The sequence below is a fragment of the Saccharopolyspora antimicrobica genome, assembly GCF_003635025.1.
GTDB classification, from domain to species: Bacteria; Actinomycetota; Actinomycetes; order Mycobacteriales; family Pseudonocardiaceae; genus Saccharopolyspora; species Saccharopolyspora antimicrobica.
The window spans coordinates 2,904,369-2,929,330 of the sequence record NZ_RBXX01000002.1; the positions used below are offsets into that span (position 1 = coordinate 2,904,369).

Sequence of the window (24,962 nt, forward strand, 5' to 3'; positions counted from 1 at the left end):
GACCGACTGCACCTCGGCTGCACTTGTGCAGCCAGCGTGAGACTGGGCCATCTGTGTGGAGTGCAGGGCTGATCCTCATGGGCGGCTTGCGGGCTGCCGATGATCTGGTGTGGCTGCCGATCATGTGGTCGAGGAGAGCCCAGAGACGCTCCCGTTAGGGCGCTTGAAGCTGCGGCACGCGTCTGTCGCGTTTCGGCCGTCAACGCGCCGGGGCGAGGTTGTCGTTTCGTGGGACGACGTTGATGCCGTCGCTCTGTAGACTGCCGCGCCTTGGCGAACCTTCCGGTGGCGCCAAGGCCAGAAGCACTTCCCCGGCGTGTACTGGGCGGCGACCGAGAAGGACTTCGTCATATACGAGTCGCGGCTGGAGTTGGCCCGGCTCCTTCTCGCGGACTTCGATACGTCGGTCCTGGGCATCGTCGCTCAACCGTTTCTACTGAAAGCCCTGGTGGCTGGGCAGGAACGCAAGCACATACCCGACTACCTGCTGTTCACCGACGACGTCCCGGCTGTCGTCGACGTGAAGCCGCGTCATCGGGTCACCAGGCCGCAGAACGCGTTCACCTTCGCCTGGACAAGACAGGTGATCGAGTCGAGAGGCTGGCAGTACGAGGTGTGCAGCGAGCCGCCCCTGGCTGAGTTGGAGAACGTGCGTCTGCTGGCGGGATATCGCCGGGACTGGATCTTCGATGTCGAGCTGCTCGAGGAGCTACGCGTAGCTGAGATCCACGATGCTCCGCTCAAGTACGCCTTGACGGTGGCGCCTACGTACTCGCGACGGGCAGTACAGGCGGCCCTGCTCCACCTGCTGTGGAAACAGGAGCTCCAGTTCGATCTCTCCTCGCCGCTGAACCGCAACACGATGCTAAGGAGGCCGAGGTGAGCAACGCTTCTATCCGGGTCGGAGTCGGAACACGATTCGTCTACGACGGCGAAGTCGTCGAAGTGGTCGAGATGCTGACCACCGTCGCCGGTAGCGAAGTCGTGTTGAAAAACCCAGCCGGAACACGGGTTTCGCGAGCGCCCGTCCGAGAGCTTCTGGTGTCCGATCGGGCTCGTGTGATCCCGGACGGATCAGACCCTGCACCGGATGAACCAGACGAGATCGCGAGTGTCATTCTGGCTGGTCTCACCGACGTCGAGAGGAAACAGGTCCGGGATCGTGCTGCGCATGTCCGGGAAGTCCTCACCGGGTACCGATCAGGCAGCGTCGAACTCGCCGCAGACGACGAACCGCGCGGGCAGTTCGATCCAAGCCTGCCGTTGACCAGCCGATACGAGGCGAAAGCCGCCGAGCTCGGCCGTAGCCTGCGCACGATCAAGCAGTGGGTGGCGGACTTCCGCAGCCACGGTGAGGCAGGACTGGCCCCGAAGAAGCCCACCGACCGTGGACCCACGAAGACGGACGATCGCTGGGTCAGCGCCGCGCTTGAGGTCATGGTGGAACACACCGAGCAGTCACGACCGTCACGGTCAATGGTGATCAAGCGGACGAACGCGCGAGTGGTGGCCCGCTTCGGCGAGGGTGTCGTGGCTTTGCCGTCGCGGGCGACGGCGTTTCGGGTGCTGGAGCGCTTGGAGAAGAAGCATCCGACGTTCCGGTTGAGCACGAAACGCAACCGCGACATCGCCGATCGCCCGGCCTCGGTGTACGGGAAACTGCGACCGACGCGGCCGGGCGAGTACCTGCTGATGGACACCACGCGGTTGGACGTGTTCGCGATGGACCCGATCACGCTGCGGTGGGTCCAGGCCGAGCTGACGGCCGCGATGGACTGGTACACCCGCTGCATCACCGGTCTGCGGATCACGCCGGTCTCGACGAAATCCGTCGACGTATCCTCGGTGCTCTACCAGTGCTACCGCCCACGTCCAGCCGCACCGGACTGGCCGAAACACGCGGTCTGGCCCGAACATGGCATTCCCCGCAGCGTCCTCGTCGACACCGCGGCCGTCGATACGGCGGAGGAGAACCGCGGTGATGGGGCGGTGTCTCCGGCGGTGGTGCCGGAGACGATCATGGTCGATCACGGCAAGGTGTATGTCTCCGACCACGTGACCAGCGTCTGCCGACGGATGAGCATCTCGATTCAACCAGCCCGCCTGCGTACCGGCCGGGACAAAGGCCCCGTGGAGCGGTTCTTCCGCTCGCTGCGGGAAGACCTGCTCCAGGCCCTTCCCGGCTACAAGGGGCCGGATGTGCATTCCCGTGGTCTGGCCCCGGAGTCGGAGGCGTTCTTCTTCCTCGACGAGCTCGAAGCGATCGTCCGCGAGTGGATCGCCGTGGTCTACCACCATCGACCGCATGGCGGCCTGGTCGAACCACACCTACCGAAACTGCCGCTGTCACCGGCGATGATGTTCGAGCATGGCATCGCCCGTGCCGGCTACATCGAAGCACCCCGTGACCCGGATCTGGCCTACGAGTTCCTCAAGACCGAATGGCGCACGATCCAGCACTACGGGGTCGAACTCAACGGCCTCCGCTACAACGGCGACGCCCTCAACCCCTACCGCAACCTCGCCAGCGACCACACCGGGCAGGGGATTCGCGGGAAGTGGCCGATCCAGGTCGACCCGGATGACATCACCCGCATCTACTTCCGCGACCCCGAAACCCGCACGTGGAACACCCTGTGGTGGGAACACGCCCCCGCCCTGGACATGCCACTCAGCGACGAGGCGCTGCGGTTCGCTCGTCAGCTCGCGGCGGAGAAATACACCTACCCCGACGACAAGATCGCCATCGCGGACCTGCTGGAACGCTGGAATCTCAACCTCGATCGCCCAGTCGCCGAACGACGCCTGGCGTTGAGACTTTCCCGTGAGCAAGCCGCCGTCGACCTACCCGGGCAGACCGACACTGCAGCAGTGTCGACGCTGCCCTCCGTCGCGCGAGTCCTGCAGTCCACCGAACCCACGTCGGACGAGGACACCGTCGAGGCTCCGGAACCGGAGATGGGTGACGACGACACCGACGACGAACTCGACGACGACTTCTACGCCGACGCGCTGGAGGACGTGTGACCTCGGCAGACGCGGAGACGGCGACAACGAGCCTGCCCGGACTGGACAACCTCACGCTGGCCCGCAAAGAAGGCTGGCACCGCTTCGTCCACACCCCCGCCCGACCGCGGCCGGACGCGTTGACGCGCAAGCAGATCCGAGACCTGCCCAAAGAGGCACGAGCGGCCTACGACAAACAGCGCCGCGTGTGGCACGCCAACCTCGGACCGCTGAAAACGCCGCAACTGGCCGAGTTACACGAGGACCTGTGGGACATCCTCGACAGCAACCTGCAGGACGGCGACAAGGCCAAGGGCGCGATTGCGATCGACGCGTTCCCCGGCCTGGGCAAAACCACGGCGGTGCTGGCGTTCGCGAAACAGTTCCACCTCCGCGAGATCGCCGAGGAAGGCGAGCTGACGCCGGACGGGCACGAACGCTGGCCGGTCTGCCGGGTCGGGCTGACGGGTAATACGGGCATGAAGGACTTCAACCGGGCGATGCTGGAATTCTTCGCCCACCCGGGCAGTCACCGAGGCACCGCGACCCAGTTCGCCCATCGCGCCCTGGATGCGATGCTTTCCTGCCACGTCCGGCTCCTGGTCATCGACGACCTGCACTTCCTACGGTGGCGCGCGAAAACCGGGGTCGAGATCAGCAACCACTTCAAGTACATCGCCAACGAGTTCCCGGTCACCCTACTGTTCGTCGGCGTCGGCCTCGCCGAACATGGCCTGTTCTCCGAAGGCAACTCCTACAGCGATGCCGTGCTCGCCCAGACCGGGCGCCGCACCACTCCGCTGGACATGAATCCGTTCACCATCGACACTGAGACCGCACGTCGCCAATGGCGGCAGATGCTTCTGGCCCTCGAACAACGCCTCGTGCTGGCCGACACCCACCCCGGCATGCTCGCCGACGAACTCTCCGACTATCTGTTCGCCCGCAGCACCGGTCACATCGGCTCGCTGATGACCCTGATCAACCGCGGTTGCCAACGCGCCGTCCGTTCCGGCGCCGAACGCCTCGACCAGGACGTCCTCGACAGGGTGAAGAACGACGCGGCCTCCGAAAAGGCCAGGCAGGAACTGGAAAACGCGCTGCGTTCCCGCCGCATCGCCACGCATCCCCGCAGCAAGGCCGGATGACGATGCGCACGCTGCCGCTGCGGGTCGCGCCGGTCCCCGGCGAAGCACTGGATTCGTGGTTGGCGGCACTGGCCTACCGGCTGCACACGCCTCTGGGCGATCTGCTGCCGGAGATCGCGCCGGTCGACGGCCGCGAACCGACGAAACCGCACCTCCACATTCCGACCGAGTGGACGGTGCTGTTGCGGCCTGCCGAACTCGCCATGCTCGCCACGGTTACCGGAACCGACCCGGCCATGCTGGAAGCGATGACCCTGGCCCACTACGACGGCCACGCCGTGATCATCGACACCGCCACCCGCCGGGTACAGCGCTGGCGGCTGTGGGGCCGCAAGAGCGGATCTCGCTACTGCCCAGACTGCCTGGCCGAGACCGGCGGGCGATGGCAGTTGACCTGGCGGCTCGGCTGGTCGTTCGCCTGCACCCGTCACCACCGGCTGCTCGCTGACACCTGCCCCGACTGCGGCCGGGTTCCCCGCCGTCGGCTCCTGCAGGACCTCACCGCCCCCGGACACTGCGTGCAACCCGCCAGCAGCCACGAAGTAGGCCGCAACGCCGCCCGCTGCGGCAGCGACCTCACCCAGACCACGACCACCCGATTCCCCGCAGACCATCCGCTCCTGCGAGCGCAACGCGCCATCCTCGCCGCCATTGCCGACGGCATCGCCACCTTCGGGGTGTACGCGGACGAACCCCAACCCGCGATCAGCGCGCTCTCGGATCTGCGGGCGCTCGCCGCACGGATCCTCAACACCGAGCGAGACATACTCCCTGACATCCCGAAGGATCTGCTGGCTGTCTACAACCAGGCTCGGAACCTCGACTCCGGCCACCACCGCCCGGCCTATGCCCAGCACCGGCCCGGATTCATGGCCCCAGCGCACGCGGCCGTTGCCGCTCTCGGGGCCACTGCCGGGTTCACCATCCTCGACGCCGACACGATCCAAGACGCCGGCAACCGGATCCGATGGCTAGTGGAGTCCACACGTGAGCGAGGGGCCGCAGCCAGTCCGACCACGATCGGAAACTGGGGCAAAGGCACCAGCAGCCGACTGAAAGCCGTCCAGATTTCCGGTCTTGGGCCACTGCTGAAACCCAGCGACCAGGTGCGCCACCGCATCGCCGCCGCCACCCCGTGCCACCGGTTACCTGTTGCAGGATCCCCGCCCCGGCAACACCGCGTCCCGTCGTTGATCTGGACCGAGTGGGCGCTACGACTCCAACCCGACCAGGGCTTCTACCTGCACACCCTGCGATCCGGCCTATCGACGGTGCTCCTGCTCGCCGGAACGAAACACATCCTTCCTGACGCCGCACGCCTCCTCGGCGCCCACGCGCTCGATGCCACACGTGTCCTGCAAACCTTGACCGCCACCGGTCACTGGCCACACGTCCTGACCGCCCTGACCCGGCTCTCGGACTACCTCGACGAAGCCGACGTCCCGATCGACTATCACCGCCGGCGCCGCCTGATCTACGACAATATCCTCACCGAGGATCGATGGCGCGAGACCTGCCGCAATACCGGCACTCCCGTCCACCACGGTCGACGCTTCCACTTCGCGCGCCGCTTGCTGTTCGAGACGACCAGCGGACTCCGCCCGGACCAGGCACCCGTGTCGTTTGCGCCGTGCCCGTCCGAAAACCCAGCCGCGTACGTGCGCTTCACCACCGAGCTCACTCCAGAACTCGCCGCTGGCTTGGAAGAACTCGCGCTCGAGTTCCTTACCCGGCACGACATCCACGACGAACCCGTCGGGTGGCAACCGCCCCTCGACCTGATCCGCGGCCTCACACTACCCGGACACGACCCCGGCCAGGTCGACCTTCAAGCGCTGCACCAGCAGGTTCGCGGGAATCGCCGTTCGCTCGCCGAGGCCGCCGAGTCACTGGGTACGACGCTGGACGTCGCGCGCTTCCTGCTCGGCAAGCATCCCGCGCCCCGGCAGCTGCGGACGGAGAAGCAGGTCCACGCTACCGGCGGGCGCAGCTTGGAAGCACGTACCGCGCTGCCGAAAGACCGCCTCGTCGAGCTCTATTGCGAGCAACGCCGGAGCCTACGCGAGATCGCCGCCCAGTTCGGCGTCAGCCGCGGCGTAATCCGGGTTCTGCTGGACGACTACGGCATCACCCCGCGCGAGGCCCAACCCGAACCCAAGATCATGGTCAGCCGGGACTGGCTCTACGACCAGTACGTCTACCACCGGCGCACCCTGCCCGACCTCGCGCAAGAAACCGGGATGAGCACCGCGAACATGGCGCGCTGGGCCAAAACCCACGACATCCCGCTCCGCTCCCGCGGCGGCGCCAGCCACGACCAAATCCGACGCACGCAACAGGAAGCCGCAGCAGCTCCCGAGATCCTCCGACCAGCCCTCGTCGGCCACGGCGCGTGGGAACGCCTGGAACGGTTCGCCGCCGCCTCCTCGTACCGCACCATCACCGAAGCAGCCCGAACCCTCGGCCTACGCCAATCTCCGTTGACCACCCAGATCAACCGACTCGAACACGACCTCGGTGGATCTCTGCTGGAACGAGCCGAACGCGGGCGACCTATGCGGCTGACTCAGCTGGGACGCGATGTCGTAGCCGCAGTCAGGCGTCATCGCGAGCCAGCGAGTTGATTCCATTCGCCCATTCCTTAATCTCGGCCATCACAGCGTGCGGGCGTGGCGCTGTCGAATACACCCTCAACTCCTCGTAGCGCGGATCATCGATCGCCAGTCGCGGCAACGCGTCCTCGCGCAACCTGACCACGGCGCAGCCTGCAGCGAGTAGGTCGCGGCTCTTGGACTCATCGACAAGCATCTTCGCCTCGCTCGCGTGCCAATAAGCACCGTCGTACTCGATCACCAGCGTGAGCCCGCCGAGGTCGACGCAGATGTCCGCCGTCCACGATTTTCGGGACGTGAACGCATCGTCACGCAGCAGTACGCCGGAACGAGCAGCCCCGAAGATCTCGGAGGCGACCGCGTGGTGATCCAACTCGACCCGCGACTTGCCGTGCTGCCGGCACTCTGGGCACTCCGATCCATTCGACCGCGAGCTCAGGGCCATCGTCCACACGTGCGCTGGGTCGGTCGAGCACACCCACTCCGGCACGAAGTTCGTCGCTTCGTGCGGGCGAACCTTCCACGGGCTGACGGGATTCGTCGGGCTCCATTCCGCAGCCAACCCCGGATCGCGCCACGCGAGCGAACCGAGGATGGTCCGGCAGACAGGGCAGCGAAGCCGCTGGTACTTGTCCCGATCGCGGACGGATTCCTGCCACTCGTAGCCGCAGCAGTCCGTCTTCCACCACACGGTCCGCTTGGAGTTCCACACCACGTCATGTGGCGTGAGCTTGCCGTTTCGCGTCGGATGCCACTGCGAAGCGATCTCCGGCAGCGTGTTAGCCAGCCACTGCTTGCCCGTAGCGGCAGTCTCCGCACCACGGCAATGAGGGCATCCACCGTGCAAGAAGGTCAGCGGACTGATGCGTGGATGATGCCCTTGAGGGCAGCGGAACCGCCGCAGCGGAAACCCTTCCGCAACCATGACAGTCTGCGGATCATCGTCGTCGGCCCACGCCGCCAACAACTCGGGCACGTCGGCGACCGGGGTGATTTTCCAGGTTTCGTACTCCTCGTGCCATTCCCTGCTGCGTTTGGCTTTGCAGTCAGGGCAAGACGGGCGGGAAGCCATCTCGTAGACCTGGGCGGCGAAACGCAGCCCGCACTCCGGGCACTTCCAGAAGCACTTGCGAGTGGCGCGCGTTGTGACCGTACGGAAGGTGGCCTCGTCGTTGCGCTCGTGATCCCACCACTGCAACGCTGACAACTCCGACTCGAACAGCACGATGCGCTCGGAACGTGAGCTTCCTGGATGCGATGGGCGCGTATTCCGTGAACAGGTGCATCCCCAGGAGATGTTACCAGTGCGTTCCACGCTGATCTTCCCGCAGTCCGTGCATTTCACGACGAACACGAACGTGCTGCCACGGACACCGGAGACGAACTCGAAACGGTACTCACTGATCTTCCGTAACAGGGCAGGGTCAGGACTCGACGACGGCTCTCCCGGGTGACTCGACTGCCCGTCCGTCCAGTAGCAGGCTCGGCACGTCTTCTCACCGATTCGGTTCTTGTCGAGGACGTAGACGAGCCGGTAGTGAGCCTGAACTTCGCAGTTCAGACATGTTGTCAGCCACCACTTCTTCGGGCCTGGGAACGCCTCATTGGCCGGCGCCAGCCCGCCTCGTCGTAAGATCTCGTCGATACAGCGCAGACACCAGGCTGGATTCTTGGTAGCCCTGAACGCAGCCGGATTCGTACATCCAGGTGTCGAACACTCCTGTGATGCGGATTTCGCCATCTCCACCCCACACAGCCGGTTCCTGCGAACCAAGCTAGCCGAAACGTTGCTTGCCTAGCCCGGATTCGAGGAGGAACGAAGTTCGGTGGCGATCTTTTCCGTGACGGGTGCCGCGGCCTGCAACAGCGGTTCGGTCGCGGGGTACCGCAGCAACCCGGCCACCGCGCAGGCGCGGCACAACAGCCCTTGCCAGCCAACGAGGTACGGAGCGAACGCGGCCTCACACTGTTCGGTGACGATGGCAGGCGCGGCAAAAGAGTCGGCCCATACGCGGGCGTAATCGAGCATCGCGGGTCCGGTCCCGAAGTCTTCCCAGTCCAGGATCACCAACGGCGGCATCGTGAGGTTCGCGAACCCCATGTCGCCGTGAATCGGTGCCCACTCGGTGATTGTGGTGTCCACCGGGCCGAACACGCTCGTGATCTGTTCGGTGAACCGTCGCTGATCCACGGCGATCCGCGGCGGCGACACCGGTGAGGTCGTGATCGTGTGCAGCGCCGTTGCCATGAATGCGTGCTCGGCCAAGCTCGACCGCCGGACGCGAAGCGGAAGGCAGGCAACCAGGGGCTAGTGGGAGGGGCTGCTCGAAGCAGGTACCTCATGAACTGCGGACCGCTCTCTTAGCGGCAGCGTGCTTGGGCGAGCCGCAACACACGGTGCTGGGCACGTCGCCGGGTTGGTTACCTTGCCGCTCCAGTAATTGCCGAACGGGGTTGCCTGGTTGTGGTCCGCTTACCAGCTTTCTCCGCGGGGTGGGAAAGGGACTAACAACAGCCCGCGGAGAGGGGAAAGGTCAGCTGACGTCGTCAGCACTGGCCTGGCCGGACTCTGCAGAACGATCACTGCGGACGAAGGCATAGAGCTCGTCGAGGGAGAGACCCAACTCAGTGGCCAAGGCAGCGACGGTGAAGAATTCTGGCGTGGCCGTGCGCCCTTTCTCGATGCTGCGCACGGTTTCCACGGAGACTCCCGCACTGCGCGCGAGGGACTCAGCTGAACGCCCAGACAGGCGACGGGCCTGTGTCAGGCGGGAGGTCAGGATTTGCCCGCGGCGTTGTGCGGCGGGGTCCAGTCTCTTGCGTGACACGGGTATAACTATACCTGTATTATTACACTCATGACGGCGATCACGGCAGCCCCTTCCTCAGATTGGCCCGAAGATGCGCTGCGGCTGAACGCCATCTGCCCGTACTACACGATGTTTCCGCTGGACTTCCCTCTCCAGCAACTTGCCGCTAGCCCCGGGACCAGTCGGGTGCTGGACCCATTCTGCGGACGGGGTACCACGCTGTACGCCGCGCGTCTGGCTGGGCTGCCGTCCGTGGGCATCGACATCAACCCGGTGGCCGCCGCCATCGCCCAGGCCAAGCTCATCCAGGTCACACCCGGCGCCGTGGTCCGGCTGGCCCGGCAGATCCTCGATGGAGGTATGCGCGGCGAAGTCCCTGAAGGCGAGTTCTGGCAATGGTGCTTCGAGCACGAGACGCTGCGAGAGCTGGTGACGTTACGCGAGGCCCTGCTGGAGATGACGACGCCGACGGCGGCCATGCTCCGGGCGGTCATGCTGGGGATTCTGCACGGGCCGCGCAACAAGAACCTCCCGTCGTACCTGTCGAATCAGATGCCGCGCACTTATGCCTCCAAGCCAGCGTATGCGGTGAAATTCTGGACGAAGCGCGACATGGAGCCGGCACGTGTCCCTGCCCTGGAGGTGATCGAGCGGCGGGCTAAACGCCTACTGGACGCGGCCCCGCTCGCCCACAGCGGGAAGGTCTACCTGGGCGACTCCGTCAAGACCCTGGGTGGCCTGCGTCAGAAGTTCGATCTGGTGGTCACCTCACCCCCGTACTACGGCATGCGCACCTACGTGGCCGACCAGTGGCTGCGTTCGTGGTTCCTCGGCGGCCCTCCGGAGGTCCCCTATGGCACATACGGGCAGATCGCCCGCCAGCCGAATCAAGAGGCGTTCATTCAGGCTCTGGGCGAGGTGTGGGCCGCTGTCGCCCGCTGCTGCCGCCAGGGTGCCCGGCTGGCGATCCGCTTTGGCGCCTTGCCCTCAGCTCGCACCGATCCGGAGCAGATGCTGCTGGCCTCCGTGAAGGCGTCGAAGGCCGGGTGGGCCGTCAAGGAGGTGCGGCAGGCTGGCACGCCGACCAAGCGGAACAGACAGGCCGAGCAGTTTGGGAAGGCCGGCTCCGCCATCGACGAGATTGACCTCGTCGCGGAGCTGACCGGGCTGCCCCGCTGACGAGGTAGCCCGGTTACTTTCCACAACCGCGTAACGGACTGTCAGTGCCCCGTGTCATCCTATGGTGTACGAGTGGCACTCATCTGTGACAGTACGGGCGTGTGGGGAGAGGCATGTTCGACGCGGACCAGATCAAGCAGCTCAAGCAGCTGATTGGCGACCAAGTCGAAGCCGGTCGCGCTGAGCTGGACAAGCTGGTCGAGCAGGCCCGTGCCATCCGCTCCGAGGTCAGGGTGATCAAGCCGCGGGCAGCGACCTCGGTTGCACTGATGTCCTCTGACGGCGGCAACAACAAGGTCGCCTTCAACCCCTTCTACCTCCAGGTCGTCCGCGTCGTGGACTCCAACGGCAAGGAGCTGTGCATGGAGGTGGTCTCCCCGATCGCCGACATCGACGCCCTTAGCCGCCGCCAGTTCCACGAGGACGGAAGCCCGCGCACCGCCCTGGGCAGGATGATGGACGGCCTGGGCGTCCACAGGCTCCAGGATCTGTCGCCGATGATGTCCGGCAATTCGCCGAGCTGGGTGCAGGTCTTCCGGGACCTGTGCGAGTGGGCGACGCTCTATGACCTGATCTGCCACCGCGACTACGCGACCGACACGCTGGTCGTTCGCGACGGCCTGCTGCGCAGCAAGATCTTTCACGGCGAGCTGTTCGTGAAGATGGGCGAGCTGATGTACGAGGCCATCGAGCGGGTCTGGCGTCGCGACCGGTGCAAGGTGTGGCTGGTGGGGCTCGCGAAGACGACCCAAGTCCTCGAGTACTACCGGCTGGCGATCTCGCTGTCCGGCGTGTTCGACAACGGCTCCGCCTGCTTCGCCAAGGTCCCCGCTCAGATGCTGGACGAGGTGTATCTCTGGGACGAGTACACGAGGGACATTGAGGACGACTCCACAGGCGAGAAGCCGAAGTTCAACTTCGGATCGATGTACTTTGTCCGCTTCGGCCCGCACTCCGGTGACCCCATCTGGACCGTGGATGTGATGTCCCGCCAGGACAAGGAAGTCCAGGCGATCTTCGGCTACCTGCAGGCGGATGCGGTGGCTGGCTTCCCCATCCCGCTCTATCCGAACTGCATCCAGCAGGCCGACAGCTTCTCCCGCGTCGCCGATCTGGACATGGACATCATCGAAGACCAGCTCGTCGACGCCGTGCGCGACCAAGTCGGCGAGGACAAAGCCCCGGTCATCGACGCCCTGCGGCTCGCCTCCGATGTAGCCGCCCGCCGCTACGAGTAGCACCTTCTTCTGTCCGCCCCGCATCCTGTGGAGCAAGAACCGTCATGAGCCTGTTCGAGCGCGATAAAGTCGTCGGCACCTTCCGCGGCTTCTCCGAAAGTGGCATGGAATTCCACGCCGACCTCGTGCTGCCGCACCACGACGACTTCCAGACCATTGCTATGCACGGCCAGTTCGTCCTCGTCCAGCTCGAACACGAGCGTGAGGCTATCCTCGGGCGGATCACCACCATTTCCTCCCAGGGTCGCTTGGTGTCCCCCATCGGCGAGGACTACGCCACCCGCGCGGTACGCGACCAGCGACCCATCCCTGACGAGCTACGCGAGCGTTATCTGAAGTACAAGGTCGACATCCGCATCCTCGGCGTCCTGCGTATGGAGGGTGACAAGTACATCTTCGTCCCCAGCCACCGGCGTCTCCCGCATGTCGGTGCCCAGGTCGCGCTTCTGGGCGATGACCTACTCGCCGAGGTCGTCAACGCCAAGGACACCGACGACGGCGCGGTCCCCATCGGCTTCCTCGCCTTCGGCGAATTCGTCTACGCTGGCAACGACACACGCGTAGGCGATACCTCTTGGATGCAGATCCAGCAGCCGGCGATCATGCCGACCTTCCAGATCGACAAACTTGTGGCCCGTCGCAGCTTCGTCTTCGCCCGAGCTGGCTTCGGTAAGTCGAACCTGGTCAAACTGCTCTTCTCGACCCTGTACGAAGAACAGCCCACCGTCCCGCGCCGCTCTGGCGAGGCTCCTGTCGGCACGGTCATCTTCGATCCGGACGGCGAGTATTTTTGGCCCGACTTCAAGGGCCGCCCCGCACTGTGCGACGTGCCGCACCTGCGCGACAAGCTCGTCGTCTTCACCAACCGCCAGGGCCCCAGCGACTTCTACCAGTCCTTCGTCGTCAACGGCGTCAAGCTGAACATCAAGGAACTGCAGGCGTCGCGCGTGTTGAGTATCGCGCTGTCGCCGGAGAAGCAGGATCAGCAGAACGTCGTTAAACTTAAGTCCCTCGACGGGCCCAAGTGGAACCGCCTTGTTGACCTGATCCACCGCGAGAAGTACGGCGCAGACCGTGACGAGGTCCGGGAGATTCTGAACCTCAGCGAAAGCCAGGAAGCCGAGACAAACGCGGCGATCGGCAACATGACCCGTGTCGTCAACGCATTGCACGACCCCGACAGCCGACTCCTCAGCGCATTGAAGGACTGCCTGTCCCAAGGCAAGCTCTGTGTGGTGGACATCTCCCAGATGCGCGGCTCCCAGGGGCTCCAGCTCGCTGGCGTGATCCTCGGCGACATCTTCGAGCACAACCAGACCCAGTTCACTGCGGCAGACCCGAAGTCCATCCCCACCATCGCCGTCATCGAAGAAGCCCAGTCCGTTCTCGGCGGCTCCAGCCAGAGTGAAGACGGCCCCTTCGTCTCCTGGGTAAAGGAAGGCCGCAAGTACGACCTCGGGGCCCTGCTGATCACCCAGCAGCCTGGCAGCCTGCCGCAGGAACTCCTCTCCCAGGGAGACAACTTCTTTGTCTTCCATCTGCTCTCCCAGGGAGACCTCCTCTCCTTGAAGAAGGCCAACGCCCACTTCTCCGAGGACCTGCTGGCCACCCTGCTCAACGAGCCGCTCGTCGGTAACGGCATCTACTGGTCCAGCGCGCCCAACACCGACCGCCACGCACGCCCCTACCCCATCTCTGTGCGCGTTCTCAGCTTCGAGGACTCGTACGAGATGGCCGACCCTGATTACGCACTCCCGGCCCCCGACAGCTTCGCTTTCAGGTATCAGACCGCTGTCGACGAGCGCCGTTCCGAAGCACGGGCCGCCTCTGCCAGCCTCGCTGCCAGCCACCGTCAGGACAACGCGAGTGAGGAAACCGGAGAAGATCCCGCTCTCTCGGCCGAAGACAGCTCGATCGCGATCGTCCACTTGCGAGATAATCCTGAGTTCAAGAAGATGATCAATACCCCCCGTGGCATCAAGTGGGGCCGTATCACTTACCTGCTTGCCGAGAAGGCGCCCGCATACGCTCAACGCGATGGATCTGCCCGCGACTGGGGTTACCGTCTAGTCAAGCAGGCTCTCGACAAGCTGTATCCAGGGCAATGGACCGCAGAAACCCGCGATGACGACAAGAATCCCGGAAAGTCCGCCAAGTTCGTCATGTTGAAGGAACACGCTCGGAAGGCCGAGCCGGAACGAGACCGAGAGGTAGACGAAGAGCCGAACGACACATTGGTCGACACTGTGCAGACGGAAGAGGAGCCTCCCTTCTAAGCTCGTGCCACCAGCCAGGGGCGTGTCTGTTCAATGGTCGCCCTGGTCAGGTCCTTCGGCGGAGAGAGTGAAGTGATAACTCGTGCCGTCGTGTTCGCGGTAGGTATAGGAGTATCCACCGTACTCTGCGGCAAAGGACTCATGCTCTTCGCCGAGTTCGAAGCTGTCCGAACTGGCATCGGCAGTCCCGAGGCCGTAGTGAGCCGTAGTGATGTGAGAGAGGACCGTCAGGACGTCGCCCGTCATCGCCTCCATCGCGCTGTCCAACGTTAGGAAAACCGGTGGTTCATCGGCGATCTGGATTGCCGGGCTGAAGGCGAAAGTCGGAACCAGGTCGATCGTTGAGTTGTCGCGGGGCCGCTTGAGCTTGAGTAGCGGCACGGCTTGGTTGTCTTCGGTTAGTCCCTCGTAGCGTCTTTTCATCGACAACATCCAGTGGAGCCTCTGAGTGAACCTCGACCGGAGTCAGGTCGAGGTACGTGCGACCGACGACATGGACGAACCGGTGCTTATCGACGTTCGACAAGTATCGAAGGATATCGAGCGGTGAGGTCTGCGCGCGGTCGCCACCGTGGAACGGCTGCATGGCATCGACGACGGCTCACACATCCGGTGCGACGAGCGGCTGGAGTTTCTTGGCTTTCCCTGTGTAGTTGCTGCCGCTCGTGGCGTAGATCGGAAACTCAAGGTCCGTGGGCTTAGCCGGTTGACCCGCGTGCAGCACGGCTGCGGCGCAGAACGCATGGTCAAGCGCGGCACGGAGGTTGGTGAGGATGTCGCTGATCAGAACACCCTACTGCTCCGGGAACGGCTCTTTGATCTTCAATCGCCATTGCACCTTGAGCAGCGGATCGTGGGTGTCTCCGGCGTTGTCCCAGCGGACGTACTCGTAAGTTTCGCGGGTCCAGAACTCGCGCATGCTTCGCGCGAGTACTCGCTGATGCTCGACAGCGCGAGCCCACTTGATCCACGCCGATTGCATCTCCACAAGAGCATGCTAGGCACTGGGGCCGCCCTCGGATACGAAACGTGACCGTTGAACTGGGCGTCTTCTCGAACCAGTCGTCTGTTTAGGAAATGAGCCCGGCCTTGAGACAACACGCGGCCGATCCTGACTGAGACAACCGGGAAACCGCAGGTCAAACAAGATCAAGATGTCACACGGTTTGAGACCCTACAGCACTGCACTTTCTCGTCGTTGACTGCACTTGTGCAGCTGGAGATGAGATCAGGCCGTCTGGGTGGAGTGCTGGACTGGTCCTTGTGGTCTGCAGTGGTGCTGCCGATGGTCGGTCGTGGCTCTCGATCAGGTGGTGGGCGATGGCTCGGAGAAGCTTCGGTTAGGGCGACCGGGGACCGATGCGGCGTCGGTCGCCTTTCGGGTTTCGCTCCACGAGGCGGTCATGGATCCGTGGAGCGATATCGACGCTGACGCTCTCGCAGGTCACCAGGTCACGAACGCGGCGCGGCGTCCTGCGTATCCGCTGTGTCCAGCCACTTCAGCTCCTGCCCGTGGGGCGCGGCGAGGGCGAGCGGCCGGCCGTCGAGCGCCAGGATGGAGACCGCCGGTCCATCAGCGGGCACGTCGACCACGGCAGCCACATCGGGGAGGACGCTGACTCCTTCGTTGGAGATCCAGTGTCCGGGCAGGCCGCGGACGAGATCGGTAAAGGCGTGCCGGGTCGAGGCGGGCACGTAGCACAACACGGAGCTGTGGAAGATCACCAGCGTCGCATCACGAGGTGCCTCGGCAGCCAGGGCGGGCAGATCGTCGAGCAAATCACCGCGCACCAAGTGGGGCGGGTCCGCGCGGACGATCTCCGCAGCGGCCCGCAGCCGCTCGCGGCGGTGCTCCTGCTCTGGCCAGATCAAGGCATCTAGCCACCGCAGATCATCGCCATCGCCGACGTCGAGAGGGTTGAGGTCGATCCCAGCGCGCCACACCACGGTGGGCATCCGTTCGGGCAGCGGAGTCGGCCCCGTCACCTCGCACTGCAGTTGCACCTGGCTGTCCTGCGGCCCGTAGATGCGCGGATCGCCGCCGTAGCGGTACCGGTAGGCGTCGGGATACAGACACAACCCCGCCGACGCACCCACTTCAAGCAACGCCAGAGGCTGCGGCAGCCGCGCCAACACCGGCAAAAGGACGCTGCAGCGAGCAACCTCGTTGGTCTGCGTGTGGCGGGCTGTCATCGTGGCCGCCAGCTCACTCCAGTGCCGCACCGCCCAGTCGCGGAAGACACCAGGCTCATGCAGCGGAGCACCCGAGTACTGAGCTGCGGCGAACAACAGGTTGGGGCGCCGCTTAGATTCAGGTAGCTCATCCAGCAAACCCAGCAGCAGCGCATCCTCAGCGACAGCAAGAGCAAGCCGCTCGTACGTCGTGGAGTGCCCCCTGGCTTCACGTACCCCGAACGCCCGATACCAGTCAGATGTCAACACAACGAAACCTTGTCCCCACCGCGCCCACAGAGCAAGAGCAGGTTGAACGCGCTCCGAGCCGTACTCAACCAAGCGACGCCGCTTACGCTCAAAGCTCTCGCCGGCCACGGAGCCACTGAGACATCCGGCAAAACCTCAGGTCAAACGAGATCCAGATGTCATGCGGTTTGAGACCCTGCACACGGTTCACGGAAACGCCGTCGGGGCTGCGCGCTTTCGCAGTCTTCGGTTCCAGTGTGCGGGTTTTCCGGCGCGTGATCAGTCTTCCTGTCGTGCGTCGGCGTGGTCTGCGAGTCGGTTGGCCAGTGCTCGGACCAGGTCGCGGAGGGCGTCGGGTTGTTCGACGACGAACGGCCGGTCGAGCGCGGCGAGCAGGGGCGGTATCCATTCGAGGCGTTGTGCTCGAATTCGGGCTCGGATCCAGGAAGTGCCGGGGTCGATCTCTTCCAGCTTGGCGATGGACGGTGGGAAGACGGCGCGGATCTGTTCGGGCGTCGATCGAATCCGCACGGACACCTCGTGCTCGTACGGCGTCTCGGCGATCGCGGTCAGCACCTGCTGGGCCGGGTCGAATCCCGTTGGTGCGTCGAACGTTCCGGGGCGCAGTCCAACGGTCGTGATCCGGTCGACGCGGAACGTTCGCACCTGCTCGCTGGCCGAGTCGAAGCCGGTCAGGTACCACCGCCCGGAGTGGGCCACGACGCCGTACGGGTGGACGACGCGTTCGCTGGCGCCGCCGTGGCCTGCGGTGTAGCCGAGATCGACCGGGCGACGATCCCGCGCCGCCTCCGCGACGGTGAGCAGGACTTCGGCTTCCGCCGTGAGCGCCGATCGTGCGGGCGCGGTGAAGTCGGCGATCTCCAGCAGCGCGTCGAGCCGGCGGCCGAGAGCTTCGGGCAGTACCCGGCGTACTTTCGCGACCGCGCTCTCGGCGGCCGCGGCCGAGGTGCTCAGCAACCCGGCGCGGCGGCCCGCGACCAGACCGAGCAGGACAGCGAGCGCCTCCTCGTCGGTGAGCATCAGCGGAGGCATCCGATACCCCGGGGCCAGGCGGTACCCGCCGTGGCGCCCGCGCACCGAGCGGACCGGGATGTCCAGGTCGAGGAGATGACCGACGTAGCGGCGGACGGTGCGCTCGTCCACGTCGAGTCGTTCGGCGAGCTCGGCGACGGTCCGGGTGCCTCCGCGCTGGAGGATCTCCAGCAATGCCAGTACGCGGGCGATCGGCCGAGTCACCACAAGATCCTCCCAATACCGGGCGGATCCTGTCCACTATTGCCCCTAGCGTGTCCGGTGACCCCGGGAGGGCGCGCCCTCCAGTGCAGAAAGGTTCCACCGTGCAGCTTGTTTCCGTCCGCGTCATCACCAACGACGTCACCCGCCTCGTCGAGTTCTACGAGCAGGTGACCGGCCTCGATGCGCGTCGCCCCGCCGAGCAGTTCGCCGAGCTCGTAGGCCCGTCGTGCACGTTGGCCATCGGCAGTGCCGAGACGATGGCGCTGTTCAGCGCCGGGGCCGACGTACCCGAGTCGAACCGGACCGCGATCCTCGAGTTCCTCGTCGAGGACGTCGACCGGGAGCACGAACGGTTGATGAGCCTGGCTGTCGCGCCCGAGGTCGTGCAGGAGCCGACCACGATGCCGTGGGGAAACCGCTCCCTGCTGTTCCGCGACCCCGACGGGAACCTGGTCAACTTCTTCACCCCGCTCACCGACGAGGCCCGGGCAAGGCTCGCCCGCTGACGGGCCATGCGGACACCTAGCCCCCTGTCAGGTCGCAGCAGCTCGTACTCGACCTCGCCGTGTTCGGTGCCCGGGAGCGGGTTGTCGAAGTGCAGGTGGAACACCTTCACCGGCAAGCTTCTCTCGCGAGCGTGATCATCTGCCATCCTGGCCAGCGTCAACCAAGCTGTCCAAGGCTTTTCGGCGCGGCACGCTAACCGCCGCGCGCCCACCACAATGCGCCGAGGCGGCCATGCGTCGCGTGGATTCGGCATTCTTGGCGTCCCGAGATCTTTAGCATGGCGCGGGTGGAAGATGTGATCCAGCGCAAGGACGGCTTCCGGTCTCGGCGGTTCGTCTTCGGTTCTCGCGACAGCTTTCCCGTGGTGGCCGACATCGCTCGGACGTCGGGGTGGAAGCAGCTGCTGAAGCGGCCGACCGACCAGCCCCGCGCCGACATGATGTCGGTCCGCTGGGAGGTGGACGCTGAGATCGATCCCGGCTTGCGGATCACCTTCACCGAGGACGCGGCGATCGACAGCGCGTACGTCTTGGCCACCAGTCCGCTCGGGCCTCCGCAACGCGTCAAGACCGTTACGCGCGTGTTCGCCGCGTATTGGGGTGTTCTGAGCTTCGACGATCTGATCGTCGAGGTGGACACGGCGACAGCCGACGCGCTGCCCCTCGCCGTTCTGCGCGCAGGCCTCGGTGCACCTGCGCACCGCGATGAGCGCTTCGTCGAGAGGATCAGCGCATGCGCTGCGGCGGAAGAAGATTCTGTTCGCGAGGCCGCGCTCTGGGCGATGACTTACGCCGAGTGGCCGGTTTTCCGGCCCGTGCTGCGGGAAGTCGCGGCCGGTGATCCCGACGAGTTCCTCCGGAAGATGGCCTCCGGAGTGCTCAGCAGCTACGACAGGATCGGCCTGCCCGAGTAGCGCGGTGTTCAGCCGGGTTGGAAGAACTCGAGCATCTTCCGGCTGGCGTCCGGGGCCATCAGCAGTTCCTGCAGATCCGCGGACATCCGGGCGGCCGCGCTGGTGCGTTCGAACATCTCGCGTTCGTATTCCCTTACGGCGGTGGGAAAGTCGTCCGGGTGTGCGGCCAGCGCGAGGCCGAGCAGGGCACCGTCGAGCAGCGCCATGTTGGCGCCCTCTCCCACCGGTGGCATCAGGTGGGCGGCGTCTCCGAGCAGCGTGACGTCCGGCTTCGGCGGCCAGGTCAGGCCGACCGGGAGCGTGGTGATCGACCGCGGCACGACCGTGTCGTCGCAGGTCGCGATCAGCGCGGTGAACCGCGGGTCCAATGTTGGCGGCTCCAACGAAAATTCCCCGGAGTGAAGACCATGATCACGCCGTTCCGCATCGGCCGTTGCCCTGTCCGAAGCGGATGAGGCCCGGCTGGACAAGGTGCGGCAGCTGATGGCGAATCGTCCGCCGTACCAGGCCCTGCAGGCCGCCACACCGCAGACCATCGGCTACGCGCTGACCGATTCGCCGGTGGGCCAGCTGGCCTGGATCGCCGAGCGCTTCGCGCAGTGGACCGATCCTCGCTCGCAGAGCTGTACTGGCTGACCGCCACCGCGGCTTCCTCGGCGCGGATGCACCACGAAGCCCAGCGGCTGACCGAGCCGTGCCCGGTGCCGGTCGGCGTGGCGGTGTTCGCGCACGACATCACGCTGTCCGTGCGACCGCTGGCCGAGCGGCTGTTCGACATCAGGCACTGGTCGGAGTTCGAGCGCGGTGGCCGCTTCGCGGCGATGGAGGTGCCGGAGCTGTTCGCCGCGGACGTCCGGGACTTCTTCCTAGCCCGCATCGCGGACCGTTAGGCCGGGGTGGGGCCCTGGAGGCATCGCTTCCAGGGCCCCGGGTGTCAGCGCTGGTCCAGCGTGATCCTGAACCGGGCGGTGCTCCCGTCGGTGGTCCAGCGGCGGAAGCCCGCCTTCTCCAGGACGCGGACCGACGACGGGTTCGACAGCTCCACGCCGGCGGACACGGTGTGGACATCGGGTGCGGTGAGGGCGAACTCGGCCAGGGCGCGGGTGGCTTCGGTGGCGTAGCCGCGGCCGCGGCGGGAGGCCACGATGCCGTACCCGATTTCGAGGACGCCGTCGTTCGGCGGCCAGAACAGGCCGATCGAGCCCACCATCGAACCGCTCTCGCGCTCGACGACCAGCCGGTGGCCGTGCGCACCGAGCCAAGCGGGGTTCTGGTCGAGGAGACCGGCGATCACGCGATCGCCTTCGGCGGGGAAGTCGGCCGCCCAGTGCGCGGACCGGATGCCGTCGCGGACCGCGGTGGCCTCGCTCGTGGTCCAGGTCCGCAGGACGAGGCGCTCGGTGATCACATCGGCGGGTGCAGAAGACACGTGTTTCTCCTGGTCGTTGGAACGACCCGGGCCGCGCTTCGACTAGTGCGCGGGCCGGATGAGGGCATGCTGATGAGGGCCGGCGGCGGCCATATTCATCAACCTCCCCATCCAGTGATCTCGCGTCTGCCGAGACGGTAGCGGCGGTTCCCCGGTCGCGGCAACGCATTTTCGGGCTGCGGTCGCATGCGCCGTCAGCGGCTCACCGGGGTTTCGAGGTCGATGCGCGCCAGCTTCTCCGGATTGCGCACCGCGTACAGGCCGGTGATGCGGCCGTTGTCGATGCGCACCGCCAGCACGGAGTCGGCTTCTCCGGTCAGCCTGATGCGCAGCCCGGGTTGGCCGTTGATCTGCACCGGCTGCAGCGTGGCCCTTGCGGTGAGCCGGCCCAGCACGCCGGTCACCCGGTCGGCGCCGACGACGGGTGCCAGTGCGGCTCGGACGACTCCGCCGCCGTCGGTCAGCAGGACGACGTCCGGCGCGAGGACGTCGAGCAGCCGTCGCACATCGCCTGTTTCGACCGCCTGCCGGAACGCGTCGAGCGCGTCGCGGGCCTCGGCCGGGGAGGGGTTCCCGCGCGGTCGGCGCGCGGTGACGTGGTTGCGCGCGCGGTGGGCGATCTGGCGAACGGCCGCCGGTGTTTTGCCGACGGCGCCTGCGATCTCGTCGTAGCCGAGGTCGAATACCTCGCGCAGCACGAACACTGCGCGCTCGGTCGGGGCGAGCGTCTCCAGGACCAGCAGCATCGCCATCGAGACGCTGTCGGCGAGCTCGACGTCCTCGGCCACGTCGGGCGCGGTGAGCAGTGGTTCCGGTAGCCAGGGGCCGGTGTAGGACTCCTTGCGGCGGCGGAGCGTGCGCAGTCGGGTCAGCGCTTCGCGGGTGGTGATCCGCACCAGGAAGGCGCGCCGATCGCGGACCGCGTCGAGTTCGACTCCCGTCCAGCGCAGCCAGGTCTCCTGCAGGACGTCCTCGGCGTCGGCGGCCGAACCGAGCATCTCGTAGGCCACGGTGAACAGCAGGTTGCGGTGGGCGACGAACACCTCGGTGGCGGGATCCATGCGTTCGTGCGTGGCGGTGCCCTCGTTCATCCCTGGCTCCTGCCTGTTCGCTCTCGTCGGGCCGCTGGGCGGTTTTCAGGCGGATGGCCCGATCCTGCAACGTGGAGTGCGGTCGAGCTCGACGGAGTCGGCCGCGTCCACGCATCAGAAGCCGCGCCGGGCTGCTTTGTGACAGCCGGGCTCGGTGTCCTGCGTCACGTCGCGCCGCTGTCACATAGGCCGGGCGGGCGGCTTCTCCATGGTCGTCACGATGCCGCGAAGCGATCCACGAGTGAGGACGAAGCGATGGAACCCCGTATCGACCTGATGACCAACCAGCTCGGCGCCAAGGTCAGCAAGCGGATCTACGGCGTCAACCTGGCGATCAAGGAGGTGTCGCTGCCCAAGGCGTTGCTGGAGCTGATCGCGCTGCGGGTCAGCCAGATCAACGGTTGTGGCTGGTGCGTCGACGTCCACACCAAGGAAGCGGCGGGCGCCGGTGAGACCGCGGCCCGGATCAACCTGGTCGCCGCCTGGCGCGAGTCCGCGGTGTTCACGGACGCCGAGCGGGCCGCGCTGGCGCTCGCCGAGGAGGGCACCCGGCTCGCCGACGCCCACCACGGGGTGTCCGACGAGACCTGGGGCCAGGTGCGCGAGCACTACGACGACGATCAGATCGCGGCGCTGGTCTCCCTGATCGCCGTGATCAACGCCGCCAACCGGCTCGGCGTGATCACCCGCATGCGCGGAGGTTCCTACGATCCCGGCATGTTCGCCGCCCTGTCGAGCTGAGCGGCCTCCGGCCTGCCGGTCGAGTCAGGGCTGGTGGGCCGGGGCGCAGGTCTCGATCCACGTCGCGAGGTCGGGTATCTCGTCGATGGTGAGCAGGGGTGGGCAGTCCGGGAGGGGTGTTGCTCCGGTGAACGCGTGGTCTTGGGCGAAGAGCAGGAGTCGGCCGCTGCGGTGGTGGGCCAGCGTCAGGTTGCCGTTGGCCTCGACCGCGACGACGTAGTACTCGTCGGCCTGGACGGGGACTTCGAGTCCCGCGTCGAGCACTTCCGAGAGCTGCATGTTCGCGATGTCGGCGGTGAGCACCTCGTCCAGGTTGCGCCACCAGGAGCCGGGTTCGCCGAACCACTCGGTGATCCCGCCGCAAACGGCCAGGAACGCCCGGTGGATCGGGTGGAACTCCTCGGTTCCCTCTTGCCGGGGTGGGTGGCAGAGCCACCCCCGCCGGTCCTCGGGTGGCCCCCAGGTCAGCAGCTCGTAGGCTTCTCCGTCCTCGGAAACCGGGGTGACGGTCGCTGATCCGAGCAAGGCCGAGAGCGCGGGCAGGCCGGGCACCGGCCCGCGCGTCCACGGTTTCGCCTCGCCCGCCACGGCGGTTCCGCCGAACCACGGGACTCGATCGAGGAACTGCTCCCAGTCGGACACGAGCCGACCTTAGGGGCGAGGTCGGCGGCTGATCGCGCGGGTCAGGCTGCCGGCCTCCTCATCAGCTTCACGAGGCTGGAGAAGCTGTCGGCCTCGTACCCGGCGTCCATTCCGCGGCGGAACAGGTCGACGACCGCGGCGGGCAGGGCGGTGTCCACACCCGCTTCGACGTTGGTGTGCAGGACGTGCTCGACGCTGGCCATGCCCATCGCCAGGCGGTCCACGTCGCCGCCGTGCTCGCCGGCGTCGATGCGTTCGGCGTAGAAGGACAGGAAGTTCGGCATCGACGCCATGGTCTCGGCCGCGTGCGGCAGGACGTCGGCCGCGGTGAGGCCGTTCACCTCGCCGAGGGCGATGGCCTGCCAGTAGCTGAGCATCGACGTCCAGAACATGACCATGCCGAGCTGGTAGTACAGCGCGGCCAGCCCGGGGTCCTCGCCCCGGAATTCCGCCCTGGTCAGCGTTTCGAGGGTGGCGCGGTGCTTCTCGAAGGAGTCGCGGGGGCCGCTGTAGAAGGTGGACGACTCCGGCTGCCCGATGCCCGACGGCGGCACGGTGACCCCGCCGGAGAGCTGGATCCCGCCGTGCTCGGCGATCCACCGCGCCCCGGCCCGGGTCTTCTCCGGGGTGTCGGAGCTGAGGTTGACCACGACGCGGCCGGACAGGGCGTGCGCGGCGGGTTCCAGCACTTCGTACATCGCGTTGTAGTCGGTCAGGCTCAGCACCACCAGCTCGTTGGCGGAGAGCGCCTCCGCGGCGCTGGCCGCGCGCACTGCTCCACGTTCGACCAGGGCGTCTGCGCGGGATGCGGTGCGGTTCCAGACGGTGACCGGGTGGCCCGCGTCGAGGAAGGTGCGGACCATGGCCTGCCCCATCGGGCCGAGGCCGATCACGGTCACGGGTCGCTTGCTGCTCATGAAGATCTCCACGGACTAGAACGAACGCTCTATTTAGGTACGAGAGCAAGCTAGCACAGAACTAAAACGAACGTTCTAACCAGTAGGCTGTGCGCATGGGCACGACCAGCACCCGGGACCGGATCGTCACCGCCGCCGCGCGGCTCCTGCAGCGCCAAGGCTACGTGGGCACGGGGATCAAGCAGATCGCCACCGAGGCCCAGGCCACCCTCGGCTCCGTCTACCACTTCTTCCCAGCGGGCAAGGGCGCCGTCGCAGTTGCCGCCATCGAGCACAGCGGGCAGGAGTTCGCCGAGCTCCTGCGCGTGGCGCTGGACAGCGAGCAGAGCCCGAGCGCGGCGGTGGAGGCCTGCACCCACCAGCTCGCCGAAGCGCTGCGCGATTCGGGCTGGGTCGAAGGCTGCCCGATCACCGCGGCGGCGCTGGAAACGCTGGGCACCGACTCCGAGATCCAGCGGGTGTGCGCAGCCGCGCTGCGCGGCTGGGAGCAGCTGGTCCACGACAAGCTGCTGCTCTCGGGCTTTCGCGCCGAAGACGCCCGCGACCTGGCGAGCACGATCATCAGCACCCTGGAAGGCGCCGAAGTCGCGGCCCAGGTCAACCGGAGCGAAGAGCCCTTGCGGGCGGCGGGCCGGCAGCTGGCCCGGCTGGTCGGCTCGTACGAGACGAACCGATCAGCGGACTAGGACCTGGCCGCCGGTCAGCTCTGCGGTGCGCGGTCGAGTCCTCGTTCGAAGTCGAGGAGTTCTTCGGCGAAGGCTCGGGGGTGTCCTCG

The 24,962-nt window shown here is 66.2% G+C and carries 21 protein-coding genes and 3 pseudogenes; 12 read left to right on the top strand and 12 right to left on the bottom strand.

Translation table 11 applies throughout. From position 1 onward, the window contains the following. Nucleotides 1-274: 274 nt before the first annotated feature. From ATL45_RS14200 to ATL45_RS14215, 4 genes and pseudogenes are all read left to right on the top strand, one after another. Nucleotides 275-883: pseudogene (locus ATL45_RS14200) on the top strand (TnsA-like heteromeric transposase endonuclease subunit); the annotation flags it as partial. Continuing rightward, on the top strand, nt 880-3,027 hold the full coding sequence (locus ATL45_RS14205) for a TnsB C-terminal domain-containing protein (RefSeq protein ID WP_093151218.1): 2,148 nt from the start codon (nt 880-882) through the stop codon (nt 3,025-3,027). The pseudogene ATL45_RS14200 and the gene ATL45_RS14205, both read left to right, overlap by 4 nt. Next, the gene (locus tag ATL45_RS14210) at nt 3,024-4,154 is read left to right on the top strand and encodes an ATP-binding protein (RefSeq protein ID WP_093151221.1); all 1,131 of its coding nucleotides are present in this window, start codon (nt 3,024-3,026) and stop codon (nt 4,152-4,154) included. Before ATL45_RS14205 ends, ATL45_RS14210 begins: the two co-directional genes overlap by 4 nt. Beyond that, nucleotides 4,151-6,778: a TniQ family protein gene (locus tag ATL45_RS14215; RefSeq protein ID WP_093151225.1), complete on the top strand. Its 2,628-nt coding sequence runs from the start codon at nt 4,151-4,153 to the stop codon at nt 6,776-6,778. Before ATL45_RS14210 ends, ATL45_RS14215 begins: the two co-directional genes overlap by 4 nt. On the opposite strand, the gene ATL45_RS14220 is transcribed toward ATL45_RS14215, so the two are convergent. The 3 genes from ATL45_RS14220 to ATL45_RS14230 form a co-directional block, all read right to left on the bottom strand. After that, complete coding sequence (locus ATL45_RS14220) at nt 6,750-7,991, bottom strand: zinc-ribbon domain-containing protein (RefSeq protein ID WP_211841225.1); 1,242 nt, start codon at nt 7,989-7,991, stop codon at nt 6,750-6,752. The genes ATL45_RS14215 and ATL45_RS14220 overlap by 29 nt on opposite strands. A gap of 570 nt (nt 7,992-8,561) precedes the next feature. Then, nucleotides 8,562-9,014 (bottom strand): phosphotransferase, encoded by a 453-nt coding sequence (locus ATL45_RS14225; RefSeq protein WP_093151228.1) that lies wholly within the window; start codon nt 9,012-9,014, stop codon nt 8,562-8,564. Nucleotides 9,015-9,300: 286 nt separating this feature from the next. Beyond that, nucleotides 9,301-9,594 carry a helix-turn-helix domain-containing protein gene (locus ATL45_RS14230; RefSeq protein WP_211841226.1) on the bottom strand — a complete coding sequence of 98 codons (294 nt, stop codon included), beginning with the start codon at nt 9,592-9,594 and terminating at the stop codon, nt 9,301-9,303. 30 nt (nt 9,595-9,624) lie between these two features. On the opposite strand from ATL45_RS14230, the gene ATL45_RS14235 reads away from it, so the two are divergent. The 3 genes from ATL45_RS14235 to ATL45_RS14245 all read left to right on the top strand — a co-directional run bounded on the left by ATL45_RS14235 (nt 9,625) and on the right by ATL45_RS14245 (nt 14,269). Then, the gene (locus ATL45_RS14235) at nt 9,625-10,755 is read left to right on the top strand and encodes a DNA methyltransferase (protein WP_177241951.1); all 1,131 of its coding nucleotides are present in this window, start codon (nt 9,625-9,627) and stop codon (nt 10,753-10,755) included. 113 nt (nt 10,756-10,868) lie between these two features. Then, nucleotides 10,869-11,993 carry a hypothetical protein gene (locus tag ATL45_RS14240; RefSeq protein WP_093151230.1) on the top strand — a complete coding sequence of 375 codons (1,125 nt, stop codon included), beginning with the start codon at nt 10,869-10,871 and terminating at the stop codon, nt 11,991-11,993. Between the two features lie 44 nt (nt 11,994-12,037). Then, nucleotides 12,038-14,269, top strand: a complete 2,232-nt coding sequence (locus ATL45_RS14245; RefSeq protein ID WP_093151233.1) for an ATP-binding protein — start codon at nt 12,038-12,040, stop codon at nt 14,267-14,269. Between the two features lie 30 nt (nt 14,270-14,299). Here ATL45_RS14245 and ATL45_RS39640 read toward each other — a convergent pair whose 3' ends face one another. From ATL45_RS39640 to ATL45_RS14260, 4 genes are all read right to left on the bottom strand, one after another. Further along, nucleotides 14,300-14,701 carry a hypothetical protein gene (locus ATL45_RS39640; RefSeq protein WP_246025342.1) on the bottom strand — a complete coding sequence of 134 codons (402 nt, stop codon included), beginning with the start codon at nt 14,699-14,701 and terminating at the stop codon, nt 14,300-14,302. Nucleotides 14,702-15,062: 361 nt separating this feature from the next. After that, on the bottom strand, nt 15,063-15,257 hold the full coding sequence (locus ATL45_RS39645) for a hypothetical protein (protein ID WP_246025343.1): 195 nt from the start codon (nt 15,255-15,257) through the stop codon (nt 15,063-15,065). Nucleotides 15,258-15,721: 464 nt separating this feature from the next. Then, nucleotides 15,722-16,711, bottom strand: coding sequence for a DUF2332 domain-containing protein (locus ATL45_RS14255; RefSeq protein WP_093151235.1), 990 nt, complete (start codon nt 16,709-16,711; stop codon nt 15,722-15,724). A 258-nt stretch (nt 16,712-16,969) separates the two neighbouring features. Beyond that, nucleotides 16,970-17,947, bottom strand: coding sequence for a helix-turn-helix transcriptional regulator (locus ATL45_RS14260; RefSeq protein ID WP_177241952.1), 978 nt, complete (start codon nt 17,945-17,947; stop codon nt 16,970-16,972). A 101-nt stretch (nt 17,948-18,048) separates the two neighbouring features. Between ATL45_RS14260 and ATL45_RS14265 the strand changes: the two genes are divergently transcribed. Both ATL45_RS14265 and ATL45_RS14275 read left to right on the top strand, forming a co-directional pair. Further along, complete coding sequence (locus ATL45_RS14265) at nt 18,049-18,453, top strand: VOC family protein (protein WP_093151608.1); 405 nt, start codon at nt 18,049-18,051, stop codon at nt 18,451-18,453. A gap of 278 nt (nt 18,454-18,731) precedes the next feature. Next, nucleotides 18,732-19,367 carry a hypothetical protein gene (locus ATL45_RS14275; protein ID WP_093151242.1) on the top strand — a complete coding sequence of 212 codons (636 nt, stop codon included), beginning with the start codon at nt 18,732-18,734 and terminating at the stop codon, nt 19,365-19,367. 8 nt (nt 19,368-19,375) lie between these two features. Here the strand turns inward: ATL45_RS14275 and ATL45_RS14280 are convergent. Continuing rightward, nucleotides 19,376-19,732: pseudogene (locus ATL45_RS14280) on the bottom strand (FAD-dependent oxidoreductase); the annotation flags it as partial. 61 nt (nt 19,733-19,793) lie between these two features. Here ATL45_RS14280 and ATL45_RS14285 point away from each other — a divergent pair. After that, nucleotides 19,794-20,257, top strand: a pseudogene (locus ATL45_RS14285) (alpha/beta fold hydrolase); the annotation flags it as partial. A 44-nt stretch (nt 20,258-20,301) separates the two neighbouring features. Here ATL45_RS14285 and ATL45_RS14290 read toward each other — a convergent pair. Then, nucleotides 20,302-20,796, bottom strand: a complete 495-nt coding sequence (locus ATL45_RS14290) for a GNAT family N-acetyltransferase (protein ID WP_211841227.1) — start codon at nt 20,794-20,796, stop codon at nt 20,302-20,304. 194 nt (nt 20,797-20,990) lie between these two features. Beyond that, a complete protein-coding gene (locus ATL45_RS14295; protein ID WP_211841228.1) occupies nt 20,991-21,887 on the bottom strand; it encodes an RNA polymerase sigma-70 factor in 897 nt (298 codons plus the stop codon). A 255-nt stretch (nt 21,888-22,142) separates the two neighbouring features. Between ATL45_RS14295 and ATL45_RS14300 the strand changes: the two genes are divergently transcribed. After that, the gene (locus ATL45_RS14300; protein ID WP_093151249.1) at nt 22,143-22,628 is read left to right on the top strand and encodes a carboxymuconolactone decarboxylase family protein; all 486 of its coding nucleotides are present in this window, start codon (nt 22,143-22,145) and stop codon (nt 22,626-22,628) included. Between the two features lie 24 nt (nt 22,629-22,652). Here ATL45_RS14300 and ATL45_RS14305 read toward each other — a convergent pair whose 3' ends face one another. Together ATL45_RS14305 and ATL45_RS14310 are read right to left on the bottom strand one after the other, a co-directional pair. Further along, entirely contained in the window at nt 22,653-23,270 is a 618-nt protein-coding gene (locus ATL45_RS14305) for a hypothetical protein (protein ID WP_093151252.1), read from the bottom strand. Between the two features lie 41 nt (nt 23,271-23,311). Beyond that, nucleotides 23,312-24,187, bottom strand: a complete 876-nt coding sequence (locus tag ATL45_RS14310) for an NAD(P)-dependent oxidoreductase (RefSeq protein ID WP_093151256.1) — start codon at nt 24,185-24,187, stop codon at nt 23,312-23,314. Nucleotides 24,188-24,282: 95 nt separating this feature from the next. On the opposite strand from ATL45_RS14310, the gene ATL45_RS14315 reads away from it, so the two are divergent. Next, nucleotides 24,283-24,873 (top strand): TetR/AcrR family transcriptional regulator, encoded by a 591-nt coding sequence (locus ATL45_RS14315; RefSeq protein ID WP_093151259.1) that lies wholly within the window; start codon nt 24,283-24,285, stop codon nt 24,871-24,873. Nucleotides 24,874-24,962: the final 89 nt, after the last annotated feature.

Bases quoted from the DNA above. Each gene is read 5' to 3' on its own strand.
- ATL45_RS14315 (WP_093151259.1), top strand. From the start codon at position 24,283: ATGGGCACGACCAGCACCCGGGACCGGATCGTCACCGCCGCCGCGCGG.
- ATL45_RS14225 (WP_093151228.1), bottom strand. From the start codon at position 9,014: ATGGCAACGGCGCTGCACACGATCACGACCTCACCGGTGTCGCCGCCG.
- ATL45_RS14275 (WP_093151242.1), top strand. From the start codon at position 18,732: ATGGCGCGGGTGGAAGATGTGATCCAGCGCAAGGACGGCTTCCGGTCT.
- ATL45_RS14240 (WP_093151230.1), top strand. From the start codon at position 10,869: ATGTTCGACGCGGACCAGATCAAGCAGCTCAAGCAGCTGATTGGCGAC.
- ATL45_RS14300 (WP_093151249.1), top strand. From the start codon at position 22,143: ATGGAACCCCGTATCGACCTGATGACCAACCAGCTCGGCGCCAAGGTC.
- ATL45_RS14310 (WP_093151256.1), bottom strand. From the start codon at position 24,187: ATGAGCAGCAAGCGACCCGTGACCGTGATCGGCCTCGGCCCGATGGGG.
- ATL45_RS14215 (WP_093151225.1), top strand. From the start codon at position 4,151: ATGACGATGCGCACGCTGCCGCTGCGGGTCGCGCCGGTCCCCGGCGAA.
- ATL45_RS14295 (WP_211841228.1), bottom strand. From the start codon at position 21,887: ATGAACGAGGGCACCGCCACGCACGAACGCATGGATCCCGCCACCGAG.
- ATL45_RS39640 (WP_246025342.1), bottom strand. From the start codon at position 14,701: ATGTTGTCGATGAAAAGACGCTACGAGGGACTAACCGAAGACAACCAA.
- ATL45_RS14235 (WP_177241951.1), top strand. From the start codon at position 9,625: ATGACGGCGATCACGGCAGCCCCTTCCTCAGATTGGCCCGAAGATGCG.
- ATL45_RS14245 (WP_093151233.1), top strand. From the start codon at position 12,038: ATGAGCCTGTTCGAGCGCGATAAAGTCGTCGGCACCTTCCGCGGCTTC.